Here is a 15561-nt window from a genome sequence, read left to right on the forward strand (position 1 = left end):
CTTTATTTTTAACGTTTTTTTACTTAGGCTATATTATTAGTTAGTCCATCACAGTGAAAGGAAGGTTTTTTATGAAAAAAGCAACGCTATTAAGCTGTTTGGGGGTTATTGGGTTGAGCTGGGCGCTCACGGCTTGTAGCTCATCATCAGATAGCGCTTTGAAAAAACAAGCTTCAGAAACGTGGGACAGCGCGTCAAAAACCGTTGAAATGGCGGGTAAGGATACAGGAAATGCAATTTCGAGCGGTGCAAAAAATACGGGTGAGTATATTGATGACTCTGCGATCACCGCTGATGTGAAAGGAAAACTACTCGGTACGAAAGGTATTTCGAGTAATAATGTATCAGTGAAAACCGTTAATGGAGTGGTTTATTTATCAGGTTTTGTCACCTCGACGGATCAAATTGACAAAATTGTACTGGTGGCATCACAAGTTAATGGGGTGAAATCAGTCCAAAATGGTCTGGTGCTTGCCAACTGATTGGTAAATAAATGTATCAATAGCGCAAATTGCTGAATATTTATTATACAGATCCGTTAGAATGGGCTTTCGTTAGAAGGCTCATTCTATTTTTAGGTGGCTTGAGAGCCTTTAGTCAAAAATACAAGAAATAACGGATTAAGGGGTAGTATGGGGAAACACGTCGCAGTGACATTGGGCACTATTGAGCCCCTCGCATTTTTAGACAACATTAACTCGGGGAAAACCGCACTGATATGTGAAGGTGGTGGGCAACGAGGGATTTTTACTGCGGGCGTACTGGACGAGTTTTTAATTTCCGATTTTAATCCTTTTGACTTAATGATTGGTACCTCTGCTGGGGCACAAAATCTTTCTGCTTATATCTGCGGCCAAGCAGGTTATGCACGACGAGTGATTACTCGCTATACCACCAATTCTGCTTTCTTTAACCCACTACGGTTTATTCGTGGGGGGCACCTTATTGACCTTGACTGGTTAGTTGAAACAACAGCAAAAGAATTACCATTGCGGATGCAAGCAGGGCTTGAATTACTTGCATCAGGGCGCGAGTTCTATATGGGGACAAGCCGCAGCGATGACTTTATGGCTGAGTTCTTACAACCTACAGCAGATTCTTGGTTAGATATTATCCGTGCTTCGAGCGCTATTCCTGGTTTTTATCGAACAGGTGTTGAGCTTGGTGGGACTTTGTACCTCGATGGTGGGATCAGCGCGGCGGTTCCTGTTGAAGAGGCTTATCATCGTGGTGCTGAGACGATTGTTGTGATCCGTACAGTGCCATCACAAATGTATTTTACGCCTGAATGGGTGAAAAGAATGACTCGCTGGTTAGAGGGGGATAGTAATGGCTTGCAGCGCATGGCTGCAATGTTAAAAATTCACCTTAAAAGCTACCGTAAGACGCAGGAATTTATTGAAAATCCACCTAAGGATGTACAGATCTTTGAAATTTACCCACCGGTTCCACTCAAGAGCAGTGCGCTGGGAAGTAAAGTTTCTTCATTGAACCAAGATTATCATACGGGTAGACGATGCGGCCGCTATTTTATGGCGGCACTTGGGGATGCGTTTATTGAAAATAGGCGTAGATTTAGCCGTACCTTAGAGCAAAAAATAGAATTAAACCCGATTGATATACAAATCGAGCCTGAAGAACATCGAGATTTAGTCCCTACAATGGCTGTACAGCCCCTAAAAGGGATGCAAGCTAGTGAGAAGCTAGATGGATAATCTGCGGTTTATTGACACCCATTGCCATTTTGATTTCCCACCTTTCAGTGATGCATTTACTGACAGTTTAGCGCTTGCTAAGCAAAATGGGGTGAGTAAGATTATTATTCCAACTGTCAGTGTCGATAATTTTGCACGCGTGTGGCAACTCGCACAGCAGCACTCATCGTTGTATGCCGCGATGGGCTTTCACCCGTTGTACTTAAGCCAGTATCAAGATCAACACATTGATATTTTAGTCGATTACCTTAATAAAAAAGATAAAAACTGTGTGGCGATAGGGGAGATAGGGTTAGACCTTTACATGCAAAATCCACAGTTCGAGCATCAACAAAAAATACTTTCTGCACAATTAAGGCTGGCAAAACAATTCGATTTACCTGTTATTTTGCATTCACGAAAAAGCCACGATCAGCTAGCGGCGATATTGCGCCGTATGGATGTTCCTGCTCGTGGTGTTATTCATGGCTTTGCAGGGAGCTTATCTCAAGCGCAAGCTTTTGTTAAACTTGGCTATTATATTGGTGTTGGTGGGACGATTACTTATGAAAGAGCCAATAAAACACGTAATGTGATATCTAATTTACCCCTTTCCTCGTTACTGCTAGAAACGGATGCACCGGACATGCCAGTGTCAGGTTTTCAAGGCGAGCCAAATCGGCCAGAACGTATTCAATGGGTTTTTCGTGCATTATGTGAACTTCGCCACGAATCCCCCGCAGAAATTGCCCAACAACTTTACAACAATAGTTTGTCGTTATTTAATCTAACGGAGTAAAACCGCAAATAAACGATAAATAATATTTATGTAAGCTTGCTACCTATCTATTTTGCTCCATTCATATTTTGCTTTGGTTGATGAGATGTTTAGTGCCTTTCCAGACTAAACCGAGTCTTGTTTGTGATTTTTGTCACATTATTTGAATTTTTATTGTTTATTGCACCACGTATTTGTGATGAGTATTGCGGGTTATTCATGATGACTAGGTATAATCATCAAACTAAGAGACAAGGTGACGTACACGTTTCCTTATATATCAATTTAAAATCAAGTGAACAGGGATCCTTCCATGCAGCTCATTATGAGTATTATAGGAATGGCGGTGCTTATCGCGATAGCCGTCCTATTTTCTAGCAATCGCCGGGCTATTCGACTCCGCACAGTCGGTGGTGCATTTTTAATCCAACTTGTTATTGGCGCATTTGTCCTTTATGTTCCCGCGGGGCGTAGTGTGCTCCAAGGAATGTCTGACGCTGTTTCTAAAGTTATTGGTTATGGCCAAGATGGGATGAGTTTCATCTTTGGGGGCCTTGTTTCCGATAAAATGTTTGAATTATTTGGTGGCGGCGGCTTTATTTTTGCTTTTCGCGTGCTGCCTATCATCGTCTTTTTCTCATCACTGATTGCGGTTCTTTATTACTTAGGCATCATGCAGTTAGTGATTAAGGTATTAGGCGGTGGTCTGCAAAAAGTCTTAGGAACCTCCAGAACAGAATCGTTATCAGCCACAGCGAATATTTTTGTTGGTCAAACAGAAGCGCCACTGGTGGTACGCCCATATATCGCAACAATGACAACATCTGAGCTATTCGCCATCATGTGTGGTGGTTTGGCATCTGTTGCAGGGTCAGTATTGGCGGGTTATGCTCAAATGGGCGTCCCAATGGAATACCTGATAGCTGCATCCTTTATGGCAGCGCCGGGTGGGCTATTATTTGCCAAGCTGATGGTACCAGAAACAGAAGATGTTAAAGACAGAGTTGATGCGACGGATTTAGTTGCTGAAGACGAGCGCCCTGCCAACATTATTGATGCAGCCGCTTCAGGGGCTTCATCAGGGATGCAACTTGCGCTGAACGTGGGTGCAATGTTATTGGCTTTTATCGCGTTGATCGCGTTAATTAATGGTATTTTAGGTGGAATTGGTGGCTGGTTTGATTATCCTCAATTATCACTGGAGCTATTACTCGGTTGGTTGTTCGCACCGATTGCATTTCTCATTGGGGTGCCATGGAGCGAAGCGACAGTCGCAGGGTCTTTCATTGGCCAAAAAATTGTTGTGAATGAGTTTGTTGCATTCATGAACTTTGGTGAGTACATGAAGGCAGATGCTGAGGTTTTAGCCGCGGGTAAACAAGTGTTATCTGACCATACAAAAGCGATTATTTCTTTTGCGCTGTGTGGGTTTGCTAACTTATCATCTGTCGCTATCTTATTAGGTGGTTTGGGCGGAATGGCGCCAAGTCGCCGCGGTGATGTCGCACGCTTAGGCATGAAAGCGGTTATGGCAGGTACACTGTCTAACTTAATGAGTGCAACAATTGCAGGCTTCTTCCTGACTTTAGGTGCAGCGGCAGTTGCTTGATGTTGTTTCGAGGGGCAAAAGCTGGCTCTCTTAAACAAATATAACGGAAGGGCTCTTGTCCTTCCGTTTTTAATTTGATGCGTTATATTCTTTTGTGAATTTTTATATCAATCGAAAATTTTCAACTACTCTTAACGTAGTAAATTAATGATAAAGCATGTATCGAAAAGCCATTTGAGAGAATAAAATGGCCGTCAGATTAGGTATAATTGTAATCTGTATCACATTTATTATTTTAATAATGTAACATTCAGTCGATTAATGTGATTTGTAGCACATAAAATAACGCTATTCCATGGTCTACTATCATTAGTAAGCTGCTATGGAACTGCTAGTTCTCAGAGTAAAGTTACTCTAGGGCATGATGCGGTGAGAAGGATCTCAGCTGCTCAGTTCGGAAAGTATCCGACTAGCATCTTTAAGGAACCAAGCCCGCTCGCCAACAAAGAACGTGTCGTTCTGAAGAATTAACAACGTTGGAGAGTTATATGACTGATTTAAAAGCAGCCGCACAACGCGCGCTGACCCTGATGGATTTAACCACTTTAAATGATGACGATACTGATGCAAAAGTGATCGCATTATGCCATCAGGCGAAAAGCCCAGCAGGTAATACAGCTGCAATCTGTATTTATCCTCGCTTTATCCCTATTGCACGTAAAACATTACGTGAACAAGGTACTCCAGACGTCCGTATCGCGACAGTAACGAACTTCCCTCATGGTAATGATGACATCGAAATCGCATTAGCTGAAACTAAAGCGGCGATTGCTTATGGTGCAGATGAAGTTGACGTGGTTTTCCCATATCGTGCGCTGATAGCGGGGAATGAAAAAATTGGTTTTGATTTAGTGAAAGCCTGTAAAGAGGCTTGTGCTGCGGCAAATGTGTTGCTGAAAGTGATTATTGAAACCGGTGAATTAAAAGAGGCGGCATTGATCCGCAAAGCTTCTGAAATTTCAATTAAAGCTGGCGCTGATTTTATTAAAACATCAACAGGTAAAGTGCCTGTTAATGCGACATTAGAAAGTGCAGAAATCATGATGCAAGTGATCCACGATATGGGCGTAGCCAAAACGGTTGGTTTTAAACCGGCTGGTGGCGTTCGTACTGCAGAAGAAGCAGCAGATTACTTAGCATTAGCAGGAAGAATTTTAGGTGACGATTGGGCTGATAGCCGCCATTTCCGTTTTGGCGCATCAAGCTTATTAGCAAATTTATTAAATACGCTAGGTTTTGACGTTAAAAAATCAAGCAGCAATTATTAATTTTCGCAATATTGTTAACCGATAAATTCGACTTTAAAGGAGTATATCGTGTTTCTGGCACAAGAAATTATTCGTAAAAAACGCGATGGTAAACCACTAAGTGAAGAAGAAATTCGTTTCTTTATCAATGGTGTTCGTGATAATTCAGTATCAGAAGGTCAAATTGCTGCATTAGCAATGACTATCTATTTTAATGATATGACGATGCCTGAACGCGTTGCTCTGACATTGGCAATGCGTGACTCAGGGACAGTTCTTAATTGGAAATCACTTAACCTGAATGGCCCATTAGTCGATAAACATTCGACTGGTGGAGTAGGCGACGTGACTTCACTGATGCTTGGCCCTATGGTTGCAGCGTGTGGTGGTTATGTTCCGATGATTTCAGGCCGTGGTTTAGGTCATACTGGTGGTACATTAGATAAACTCGAAGCAATTCCAAATTTCGATATTTTCCCTGATGATTCCCGTTTTCGTGACATTATCAAAGACGTAGGTGTTGCCATTATTGGCCAAACAAACTCATTAGCACCTGCAGATAAACGCTTCTATGCCACCCGTGATATTACGGCAACAGTTGATTCAATTCCGCTGATCACCGCATCAATTTTAGGTAAAAAGCTGGCGGAAGGCCTTGATGCTCTTGTTATGGACGTCAAAGTTGGTTCCGGAGCATTTATGCCGACTTATGAAAAATCCGAGCAACTTGCAGAATCGATCGTTAAGGTCGCAAATGGCGCTGGTTGCAAAACAACCGCGTTATTGACTGATATGAATGAAGTATTGGCATCAAGTGCAGGTAATGCGGTTGAAGTGCGTGAAGCCGTACAATTTTTAACAGGTGAATACCGTAACCCACGTTTGTATGAAGTGACTATGGCACTGTGTGTTGAAATGTTAGTGTCTGGATCATTAGCGGCTAATCGTGATGAAGCACGCCAGAAGTTACAAGCGGTATTGGATAACGGCAAAGCAGCTGAAGTCTTTGGGCGCATGGTTGCGGCTCAAAAAGGGCCAGTTGATTTTGTTGAAAATTACAATAAATACCTACCAACCGCAGTATTAAGCAAAGCGGTCTATGCACCAAAAGACGGTATTGTCACACATATGGATACCCGTGCATTAGGTATGTCAGTCGTGACGTTAGGTGGGGGACGCCGTAAAGCGTCAGACCCAATTGACTACAGTGTTGGTTTGAGTGATATCGCGGCGTTAGGTTCTAAAGTAGATACACAAACGCCATTAGCTATTATCCATGCGAACAGTGAAAAAGCATGGGAAGACGCTGCGAAAGAAGTGCGGGATGCAATGGTGATTGGAGATAAAGCTCCACAAGAAACACCGATGGTATATCGCCAAATCAGCGAGTAATAAACAGAGATTTTAGTGGTATGTTGACTTGAATGTACCGCGGGAGAAAAAATATGAAACGCACATTTATTATGGTTTTAGATTCCTTTGGGATTGGTGCAGCGCATGATGCGCATAAATTCGGTGATGAAGGTTCAAACACATTGGGCCACATTGCAGATGCATGTGCTCGTGGTGAAGCAGATATTGGTCGTAAAGGCCCTCTTCATTTACCTAACTTAACTAAATTAGGTTTAGGTAAAGCAGGAGAAGAATCAAGCGGTTCATTCCCTGCGGGATTAGATCCTAATGCAGAAATTATTGGTGCATACGGTTATGCAAGCGAAATTTCTTCAGGTAAAGATACGCCATCAGGTCACTGGGAAATAGCAGGTGTGCCTGTGCTTTTCGATTGGGGATATTTCTCTGATGAAGAAAATAGTTTTCCACAAGAATTGCTGGATACCTTAGTTAAAAAAGCCAACTTACCGGGTTATTTGGGTAACTGCCACTCATCAGGTACGGTCATCCTCGACCAACTGGGTGAAGAACATATGAAAACGGGGAAACCGATTTTCTATACTTCAGCAGACTCTGTATTCCAAATTGCTTGTCACGAAGAAACCTATGGCTTAGACAAACTGTATGAGCTGTGCGAAATTGCTCGCGAAGAGCTAACTAAAGGTGGTTACAATATAGGTCGTGTTATCGCTCGCCCATTCGTTGGCGATAAAGCAGGTAACTTCACACGTACTGGTAACCGCCATGACCTAGCAGTTGAGCCACCAGCTCCAACAGTATTAAAAAAATTAGTTGATGAAAAACAAGGTGAAGTCGTTTCTATTGGTAAAATTGCCGATATTTATGCGCACGTTGGTATCACTAAGAAAATCAAAGCAACAGGTATTGATGCACTGTTCGATGCGACCGTTGAAGAAATGAAGCTGGCGGGTGATAACACTATTGTATTCACCAACTTTGTTGATTTTGACTCCGCATATGGCCATCGCCGTGATGTAGCAGGTTATGCCGCTGCATTAGAACTATTTGACCGTCGTTTACCTGAGTTAATGAAACTGGTTAAAGAAGACGACATTCTGATTTTAACCGCAGACCATGGTTGTGACCCAACCTGGCCAGGTACTGACCATACACGTGAGCATATCCCAGTGCTGATTTATGGCCCGAAAGTTAAACCAGGCTCATTAGGCCACCGTGAAACGTTCGCGGACATAGGGCAAACAGTTGCAAAATACTTTGATTTGTCTCCGATGGAGTATGGTAAGCCAATGCTCTAATACCCATTACCCGTCATACTTTGAGCTGTAGCGGTGTTGGCTGCACAAAACCACCCTAATCACATACTTGTGTATGCTCATAGGGATGGTTTTACTTGCCGCCTTGCTACAACTTAAATTATTTAGGGTAATGGCGGGGAATTAAAGGTAATGGGCAAGGCTTTGCTGTCATCTTTTTTAATAATAAGGTGGGAGACCACCTTATTAATTTAACAATATTTAATCGTTTAAAGGGAAATAATCATGGCAACTCCACATATTAATGCAGAAATGGGTGATTTCGCTGATGTCGTTTTGATGCCAGGCGACCCATTACGTGCAAAATACATCGCTGAAACTTTCCTTCAGGATGTTCGCCAAGTCAATAATGTGCGTGGCATGTTAGGTTTTACAGGGACTTATAAAGGTCGCAAAATCTCTGTTATGGGTCACGGCATGGGGATCCCTTCATGCTCTATCTATGCAAAAGAGCTGATCACCGATTTCGGTGTAAAAGTGATTATTCGTGTGGGCTCATGTGGCGCAGTGATGGATGATGTAAAACTGCGTGATGTTGTAATAGGTATGGGCGCTTGTACGGATTCGCGTGTTAACCGCCAACGTTTTAAAGAAAATGATTTTGCAGCGATTGCAGACTATGACTTAGTCCACAATGCGGTTGAAGCAGCAAAAGCAAGAAACGTGAATGTGCGCGTTGGTAATTTGTTCTCTGCGGATCTGTTCTATTCACCAGACCCTGATATGTTTAAAGTGATGGAAAAGTACGGCATTCTGGGGGTTGAAATGGAAGCTGCAGGTATCTATGGTGTGGCGGCTGAGTTTGGTGCGCGCGCATTAACGATTTGTACCGTTTCTGACCACATCAAAACGGGTGAACAAACCACGTCAGAAGAGCGTCAAACTACGTTCAATGAGATGATTGAAATTGCATTAGATTCAGTGCTATTAGGCGACAAATAGTCGTTAGATGTTTTCATTATGCACTAAAATGCCACCTATTGTGTGGCATTTTTTATCGCTATTTTTTGATTCTACTCATCATCACGGCATCGACATATTGCCCATCACGAAACGCATAGTCTCTCATGCGGCCTTCGAGTTCAAAGCCAAACTTTTCATATAGCCCAACACCACTGCCATTTGCCGCAAATACTTCTAACTCAATACGGCGCACATTCAACCAGTTATCGCAATAATCCACCATCACTTGCATCAGTTGTGAGCCAATACCTTTGCCTTGGTGAGCTTCACTGACGGTAATACCGAAAGTGGCGACATGGCGACGGCGCACTTGGTTAGGCTGACTAATGACTAGCAAACCTACAACTTCCTTATCAATAGTGGCAACAAATTGTGTTACCAACGGATCACTCGTGCCTAGCCGGGCTTCCCATATTTTTTCGCTTGGATAAGGAAGCTGTAATGTATTGGCATATGCCGAATAGTCAGCGTGCATTTGGGTGATTGCAGGGACATCGTCCAGTGTTGCTCTGCGGATGGTTACATTATTCATATAGAATCTCTTTATCGTTATTTATTATAAGAATATTAATCACATTAAAACGATAATCTGTCAATCGATAGTCATCAACGTCATGAAAGGCATTACAAATTGAGTGACTAAAAATAAACAAAATCGCTATCTGATATCACAACATAATAAATAGATATACGATTTTGGCTATATAGCGTTCAGTAATTTATTCAGAGGAATTATCATGCTTGAATCAATGAGTAAAAAAAATTTTTTCACTAGTTTAACAATGAAAAAAGTTCACATAAAGAGTGCTCCAAAAAAAGTTAAAAAATATGTTACTAAACAAATTAAAAATATTAAACAGACTCCAAAATTATCGCCCATAAATCTAAGAGAAAAGAATAAAAATAATATTGATGATATTAAATATGCAGAGCCACCTCTTCACGGTGTATTGAAAGGTAATAATCTAACTCAAGTTGGACTTGAAAGAAATGAATATAGAATAAGAGTCATTAAGAGGACGGAATGGCCGCCATTGATGGAAGCGATTACCATTCCAAATGAAATAGAAGAAAATTTCTATAGCTTATTGAAAAATAATAAAGTAGACAATAAAAGCATTGATCTCATTAAAGAAACAATTAGAGAAATGAAAAAAACGAAATCTTCGGATGACGTTGTTATTAAAATTTATGACTTTTATGAGCTTTTTATAGATAAAGAATATGTTACAAATGAATTCATTGTTAGCTATTTAAAAGAACCAATGGAGATAGCTAAAAATACAGAATGTATTGATTTAAAACCTCTTCCTCCGCTACCAAAAGAAACTATAAAAATACCAGAACCGATTGATGTTGCTAATCAGTTATATAATAAATTAACTAAAAAAATTTCTGAAATGAGTAGAATAAAAGATGTTCCCGATAAGCTATTTATTCACTTTAGAGAGAATGTTTTGAGTTTGAAGAGAGAAGAGAAACCAGAAGTATTTATTAAGAAACTAAATGAGTTATACGAATATGCATTTGAGATCTTACCGCAGGCAACGCTGAATAGAATTGAGAGTAATCTTGGTGATTATATAAAAATAAAGACTGCAATAGTCAAGCCTGTCCGTATATTCGATGATCTCAAGAAGAAACCTAAAAGCTTACGGGAGCGATTATTAAATACTATTGAATGTAAATTATTTTTTCTCATAAAAAAAATAAAAAAAGCTTATTTAGAGGTAAAAAAAATCTTTTGTTTTTGAATAGCAATAATGATAGTGCTGGATAAAAAAGCCAACAATATATTGTTGGCTTTCTAACCTTAATGACTGAATTAAGGCGTCATCATAAACACTTTTGAATTCTGCCCTAAATATTGATGAGATAAACGATTAATATCCTTAACCGTGAGTTGATGAATAATACTTTGCTGTTGGTTTAAACGCTGGTATTGCCCATCATCAGCGGCAATCTGTGCCAGAGCTTCGGTCCAATAACTTGAACTATCAGTGACTTGTGCATTTTCTGTCAGCCAAATATTTTTTGCTTCGGTTAACTCTTTTTCACTCACACCGGTTTGATGTGGGCGGACAAAATAGTTGGGAACTGGGAGGGGTGGAAATGGAGTTTTTAAGGATTATTTAGGGAAGAGTGACAAAATAGATGGGAACTGGGTGTAGCGTCGTAAGCTAATACGAAAATTAAAAATGACAAAATAGTTTGGAACTAGATTTCACTTATCTGGTTAACTAATCTAGCTAACCTGCCGCTCAGCTTAGTACGATCCTATATCCAACTGATCATAATCCTTTCATCAGTATCCCAAATTAAATCCCCCTCCTAGACTGCCTCACCAACACTTTACAGTGATCCCGTATTTCCGGACAGGTGATTGATTTTTTTCGCTTGTACAGGTGTTAAGCCACAGTTATCTTGATGTGGACATTATGCATTGTAATAGCCCATTAACATGCGCTAAGAGCATAAATTAATATACAGTAACAAGCATTACGAGGTGCTAATGTTTGGAAAGCAGCCTCTTCCAACTACAATAATAAGTTAACTATCCTCCACCCACAAATAATTACAAATGACCCCTTTCCGCTATAACTCCGATCTCACCAGCGGCTCGCTACAAACCCGAGAGTGTCGCATTATTACTGGCTTGTTACTCCAAGAGCTTGATGAAGCTGCCTGGGATAAAGCCATGTATAAGGAAAATGTGCTTCAGAAACGCACGCAATCTACGGTAAGACGTATTTCTTCAGCGCTTAGAAAACGCCTAGAACACCTAAGCTCTGACTTTTGGGCTTTTGCGTTTTTATGTTAGGCATTGTCTGGCAACTGGAGGAAGTGTAATGACCATGAATGGTCACTGTGATTGACAGTATCTTGCTTAAACTTATCTGAACAATGGTAGAACTGGCTCATATTTATCCCCTCTATGATTGTTTATCTTTTTCACCATAAAAAGTATCAGGGGCTACTCAGGGCTACATAAAGATATTTATCTACTTTTACTGATTGATAAGTAGCATCAGTCCATCCGCAGGACTGGTGGTGCCGGCAAAATGCTGACCCAACACATGCGTATAGATTTGCGTGGTCTTAACATCGTTATGCCCTAAGAGTTCTTGCACAGTGCGAATATCACGCCCCGCTTGTAATAGATGCGTAGCAAACGAGTGACGAAATGTATGACAAGTGACACGCTTGCTAACGATGCCTGCTTTTTGTACGGCTGCCTTCAATGCCTTTCGCGCAACGGAGTCATGCAGATGATGGCGGCATAATTTGCCGTTATACGGGTGGTTGCAGAGCGTGCTGGAGGGAAAGACAAACATCCACGCCGCTTGTCGATAAGCAGAAGGGTATTTGTGATCTAAAGCAAAAGGCAGCGATGGCCCTACGCCTTGTAAGTTGTCGTCTTGCTGAATAAGCCGCGCTTGCTCAATGAGTTATTTTATTGCTGGGATTAGGCGCGTGGGCAGTAGGCTGTTTCTGCTTTTCCCACCCTTACCGTCATGCACAGTGATGCAGCCATTATCAAAATCAAAATCTTTAACCCGCAAACGCAAGCATTCATTAATGCGCAAACCTGCACCATACAGCAGCGTAAAAATAACTTGGTTGCGAGTATCCATAACCTGCAAAATGCGTTGCACTTCATTTGCAGAGATAACAGAGGGTAGCCGTCTAGGCTTGCTTGCAGGGATATAATCAATATCGCCCAACGGCTGTTGTAAAAACCTGTTGTACAAAAAAGCTAGGGCATTTAAAGCGATTTTCTGCGTGTTTATGGCTACATGTCTGCTGTTTGCTAAGCTGGATAAAAACAGCCTGACCTCTTCACTGCCCATGGTCTGAGGATGACGTTTTTTGTGAAACAGAATAAAACGCTTAATCCAGTGCAGGTAAGTTTTTTCAGTTTTCAGCGCATAACCTTTTTGTCGCATATCCGTGCGTATAGAATTTAAAAATGGACTGTTAGACATAAAACGCTCCTTGTCTTGCAACTGTCTGCCTATACAGCCTATTCTAGCTGGGATTTAAAAAAGTGCCTGTTTTTTACGCCTAGAGATGCTTGTTTACCGGTAGAGTTTTAATTTAATGCTAAATAAATTAAAATGTTATGAGTTCTTTGGGTGAGATAATGTGCATCGTGCAAGCAGGATAGACGGCATGCACGATTTGTAATAACAGAGTGTCTTGTATTTTTAAAGAAAGTCTATTTAATACAAGTGATTATATTAATTAACGGTAAGCATCAGCGGGTGACAAAACGAGCATGCTTACTAATAAAATGTTGTGCGTAAGAATAAAACAAAAGCTGCGTATACCTTTCCGCAGAATCAGTGGCTTCAACAAAAGGATGTTTCAATGCTTCAGCAGAAAATGATCGAACGCTTCAAGGAAGCTTGCCATGAGGATGCACGAATAATCGCGGCGCTGATGTTCGGCTCATTTGCTATCGGAGAGGGTGACGAGTTCTCTGATATCGAATTTGCAGTGTTCATCCAGGATGATCATTTTGAAAATTTCGATCAGCGCTCGTGGCTTAATGCTGTAAGTCCGGTTGCAGCTTACTTTCCGGATGACTTCGGCCACCACACCGCGCTTTTTGAAAACGGCATTCGCGGTGAATTCCATTTCATGCGAAAATCGGACATACCGGTCATTTCCACTTGGCAAGGCTACGGGTGGTTTCCCTCGCTTGAGGAGGCTGTTTTGTTGGACCGATCAGGAGAGTTGTCAAGGTACGCGAGTGCTCTCGTGGGCAGTCCCCCGAAACGTGAAGGCGCGCCGCTGGTGGAAGGACTTGTATTGAACCTCATCAGCCTGATGCTCTTTGGGGCAAATCTTTTAAATCGGGGAGAGTATGCTCGCGCCTGGGCTTTGCTCAGCAAAGCACATGAAAACTTACTCAAGTTGGTTCGCCTCCATGAAGGGGCAACAGACCACTGGCCGACACCTTCACGCGCGCTCGAAAAGGATGTCTCGGAGGACTCGTATAATCGCTACCTGGCATGCACAGGCAGCGCGGAACCAAAAGCACTATGTGTAGCCTATCATGAAACGTGGAAGTGGAGTCTCGAATTGTTCAGGAGTGTGGCTGGACCTCTGAATATCGAGCTTCCGAGAATTGTAATTGCGCAGACAAAAAGGTTGCTAAATGAATCTGCGACGCCGCACAATAAAATGTTAACCTCTGAGGAAGAATTGTGAAACTATCACTAATGGTAGCTATATCGAAGAATGGAGTTATCGGGAATGGCCCTGATATTCCATGGAGTGCCAAAGGTGAACAGCTCCTGTTTAAAGCTATTACCTATAACCAATGGCTGTTGGTTGGACGCAAGACTTTTGAATCAATGGGAGCATTACCCAACCGAAAGTATGCGGTCGTAACACGTTCAAGTTTTACATCTGACAATGAGAACGTATTGATCTTTCCATCAATTAAAGATGCTTTAACCAACCTAAAGAAAATAACGGATCATGTCATTGTTTCAGGTGGTGGGGAGATATACAAAAGCCTGATCGATCAAGTAGATACACTACATATATCTACAATAGACATCGAGCCGGAAGGTGATGTTTACTTTCCTGAAATCCCCAGCAATTTTAGGCCAGTTTTTACCCAAGACTTCGCCTCTAACATAAATTATAGTTACCAAATCTGGCAAAAGGGTTAATAAAATGTTAAACATCATGAGGGAAGCGGTGATCGCCGAAGTATCGACTCAACTATCAGAGGTAGTTGGCGTCATCGAGCGCCATCTCGAACCGACGTTGCTGGCCGTACATTTGTACGGCTCCGCAGTGGATGGCGGCCTGAAGCCACACAGTGATATTGATTTGCTGGTTACGGTGACCGTAAGGCTTGATGAAACAACGCGGCGAGCTTTGATCAACGACCTTTTGGAAACTTCGGCTTCCCCTGGAGAGAGCGAGATTCTCCGCGCTGTAGAAGTCACCATTGTTGTGCACGACGACATCATTCCGTGGCGTTATCCAGCTAAGCGCGAACTGCAATTTGGAGAATGGCAGCGCAATGACATTCTTGCAGGTATCTTCGAGCCAGCCACGATCGACATTGATCTGGCTATCTTGCTGACAAAAGCAAGAGAACATAGCGTTGCCTTGGTAGGTCCAGCGGCGGAGGAACTCTTTGATCCGGTTCCTGAACAGGATCTATTTGAGGCGCTAAATGAAACCTTAACGCTATGGAACTCGCCGCCCGACTGGGCTGGCGATGAGCGAAATGTAGTGCTTACGTTGTCCCGCATTTGGTACAGCGCAGTAACCGGCAAAATCGCGCCGAAGGATGTCGCTGCCGACTGGGCAATGGAGCGCCTGCCGGCCCAGTATCAGCCCGTCATACTTGAAGCTAGACAGGCTTATCTTGGACAAGAAGAAGATCGCTTGGCCTCGCGCGCAGATCAGTTGGAAGAATTTGTCCACTACGTGAAAGGCGAGATCACCAAGGTAGTCGGCAAATAATGTCTAACAATTCGTTCAAGCCGACGCCGCTTCGCGGCGCGGCTTAACTCAAGCGTTAGATGCACTAAGCACATAATTGCTCACAGCC

Annotated in this window: 14 protein-coding genes and 2 pseudogenes; 13 read left to right on the top strand and 3 right to left on the bottom strand. The window is 42.2% G+C overall.

Features of this window, described 5'->3' with window-relative positions; all coding sequences use genetic code 11:
- Positions 1 to 71: 71 nt before the first annotated feature.
- From ABE954_RS03140 to deoD, 8 genes are all read left to right on the top strand, one after another.
- On the top strand, positions 72 to 482 hold the full coding sequence (locus ABE954_RS03140; RefSeq protein ID WP_042849062.1) for a BON domain-containing protein: 411 nt from the start codon (positions 72 to 74) through the stop codon (positions 480 to 482).
- A gap of 150 nt (positions 483 to 632) precedes the next feature.
- Positions 633 to 1715: a patatin family protein gene (locus ABE954_RS03145; RefSeq protein WP_129466886.1), complete on the top strand. Its 1083-nt coding sequence runs from the start codon at positions 633 to 635 to the stop codon at positions 1713 to 1715.
- Positions 1708 to 2493 (top strand): TatD family hydrolase, encoded by a 786-nt coding sequence (locus tag ABE954_RS03150; protein WP_129466885.1) that lies wholly within the window; start codon positions 1708 to 1710, stop codon positions 2491 to 2493. The genes ABE954_RS03145 and ABE954_RS03150 overlap by 8 nt, the downstream gene beginning before the upstream one ends.
- Before the next feature lie 304 nt (positions 2494 to 2797).
- Positions 2798 to 4081, top strand: coding sequence for a NupC/NupG family nucleoside CNT transporter (locus ABE954_RS03155; protein ID WP_173424848.1), 1284 nt, complete (start codon positions 2798 to 2800; stop codon positions 4079 to 4081).
- 488 nt (positions 4082 to 4569) lie between these two features.
- Positions 4570 to 5349 (top strand): deoxyribose-phosphate aldolase, encoded by a 780-nt coding sequence (deoC, locus tag ABE954_RS03160; RefSeq protein ID WP_048608471.1) that lies wholly within the window; start codon positions 4570 to 4572, stop codon positions 5347 to 5349.
- Between the two features lie 48 nt (positions 5350 to 5397).
- Positions 5398 to 6720: a thymidine phosphorylase gene (gene deoA, locus ABE954_RS03165; RefSeq protein WP_071547692.1), complete on the top strand. Its 1323-nt coding sequence runs from the start codon at positions 5398 to 5400 to the stop codon at positions 6718 to 6720.
- A 53-nt stretch (positions 6721 to 6773) separates the two neighbouring features.
- The gene (gene deoB / locus ABE954_RS03170; protein ID WP_042849057.1) at positions 6774 to 7997 is read left to right on the top strand and encodes a phosphopentomutase; all 1224 of its coding nucleotides are present in this window, start codon (positions 6774 to 6776) and stop codon (positions 7995 to 7997) included.
- Between the two features lie 243 nt (positions 7998 to 8240).
- The gene (gene deoD / locus ABE954_RS03175) at positions 8241 to 8957 is read left to right on the top strand and encodes a purine-nucleoside phosphorylase (RefSeq protein WP_004914779.1); all 717 of its coding nucleotides are present in this window, start codon (positions 8241 to 8243) and stop codon (positions 8955 to 8957) included.
- A gap of 58 nt (positions 8958 to 9015) precedes the next feature.
- Here the strand turns inward: deoD and ABE954_RS03180 are convergent, their stop codons facing one another.
- Positions 9016 to 9510 carry a GNAT family N-acetyltransferase gene (locus tag ABE954_RS03180; protein WP_042849056.1) on the bottom strand — a complete coding sequence of 165 codons (495 nt, stop codon included), beginning with the start codon at positions 9508 to 9510 and terminating at the stop codon, positions 9016 to 9018.
- A gap of 205 nt (positions 9511 to 9715) precedes the next feature.
- Here ABE954_RS03180 and ABE954_RS03185 point away from each other — a divergent pair, with 205 nt between their 5' ends.
- Positions 9716 to 10732: a hypothetical protein gene (locus ABE954_RS03185; RefSeq protein ID WP_210814260.1), complete on the top strand. Its 1017-nt coding sequence runs from the start codon at positions 9716 to 9718 to the stop codon at positions 10730 to 10732.
- 71 nt (positions 10733 to 10803) lie between these two features.
- On the opposite strand, the gene ABE954_RS03190 is transcribed toward ABE954_RS03185, so the two are convergent.
- Positions 10804 to 11040: a hypothetical protein gene (locus tag ABE954_RS03190; protein ID WP_371025724.1), complete on the bottom strand. Its 237-nt coding sequence runs from the start codon at positions 11038 to 11040 to the stop codon at positions 10804 to 10806.
- 519 nt (positions 11041 to 11559) lie between these two features.
- Between ABE954_RS03190 and ABE954_RS03195 the strand changes: the two genes are divergently transcribed.
- Positions 11560 to 11799: a BrxA family protein gene (locus ABE954_RS03195; protein WP_001353740.1), complete on the top strand. Its 240-nt coding sequence runs from the start codon at positions 11560 to 11562 to the stop codon at positions 11797 to 11799.
- A 187-nt stretch (positions 11800 to 11986) separates the two neighbouring features.
- On the opposite strand, the pseudogene intI2 reads toward ABE954_RS03195, so the two are convergent.
- Positions 11987 to 12964: pseudogene (gene intI2 / locus ABE954_RS03200) on the bottom strand (class 2 integron integrase IntI2).
- 385 nt (positions 12965 to 13349) lie between these two features.
- Here intI2 and lnu(F) point away from each other — a divergent pair.
- From lnu(F) to aadA1, 3 genes and pseudogenes are all read left to right on the top strand, one after another.
- Complete coding sequence (gene lnu(F) / locus ABE954_RS03205) at positions 13350 to 14195, top strand: lincosamide nucleotidyltransferase Lnu(F) (protein ID WP_070342364.1); 846 nt, start codon at positions 13350 to 13352, stop codon at positions 14193 to 14195.
- On the top strand, positions 14192 to 14665 hold the full coding sequence (gene dfrA1 / locus ABE954_RS03210) for a trimethoprim-resistant dihydrofolate reductase DfrA1 (RefSeq protein WP_000777554.1): 474 nt from the start codon (positions 14192 to 14194) through the stop codon (positions 14663 to 14665). The genes lnu(F) and dfrA1 overlap by 4 nt, the downstream gene beginning before the upstream one ends.
- Before the next feature lie 16 nt (positions 14666 to 14681).
- A pseudogene (gene aadA1 / locus ABE954_RS03215) lies at positions 14682 to 15520 on the top strand (ANT(3'')-Ia family aminoglycoside nucleotidyltransferase AadA1).
- The last annotated feature ends 41 nt before the right edge of the window (positions 15521 to 15561 follow it).

Source organism: Providencia sp. TYF-12, assembly GCF_041344805.1.
GTDB lineage: Bacteria > Pseudomonadota > Gammaproteobacteria > Enterobacterales > Enterobacteriaceae > Providencia > Providencia huashanensis.

What these genes read in the sequence shown, in the direction of transcription:
- ABE954_RS03140 (WP_042849062.1), top strand. Translation starts at nt 72, where the DNA reads ATGAAAAAAGCAACGCTATTAAGCTGTTTGGGGGTTATTGGGTTGAGC.
- ABE954_RS03145 (WP_129466886.1), top strand. Translation starts at nt 633, where the DNA reads ATGGGGAAACACGTCGCAGTGACATTGGGCACTATTGAGCCCCTCGCA.
- ABE954_RS03150 (WP_129466885.1), top strand. Translation starts at nt 1,708, where the DNA reads ATGGATAATCTGCGGTTTATTGACACCCATTGCCATTTTGATTTCCCA.
- ABE954_RS03155 (WP_173424848.1), top strand. Translation starts at nt 2,798, where the DNA reads ATGAGTATTATAGGAATGGCGGTGCTTATCGCGATAGCCGTCCTATTT.
- deoC (WP_048608471.1), top strand. Translation starts at nt 4,570, where the DNA reads ATGACTGATTTAAAAGCAGCCGCACAACGCGCGCTGACCCTGATGGAT.
- deoB (WP_042849057.1), top strand. Translation starts at nt 6,774, where the DNA reads ATGAAACGCACATTTATTATGGTTTTAGATTCCTTTGGGATTGGTGCA.
- deoD (WP_004914779.1), top strand. Translation starts at nt 8,241, where the DNA reads ATGGCAACTCCACATATTAATGCAGAAATGGGTGATTTCGCTGATGTC.
- ABE954_RS03180 (WP_042849056.1), bottom strand. Translation starts at nt 9,510, where the DNA reads ATGAATAATGTAACCATCCGCAGAGCAACACTGGACGATGTCCCTGCA.
- ABE954_RS03185 (WP_210814260.1), top strand. Translation starts at nt 9,716, where the DNA reads ATGCTTGAATCAATGAGTAAAAAAAATTTTTTCACTAGTTTAACAATG.
- ABE954_RS03195 (WP_001353740.1), top strand. Translation starts at nt 11,560, where the DNA reads ATGACCCCTTTCCGCTATAACTCCGATCTCACCAGCGGCTCGCTACAA.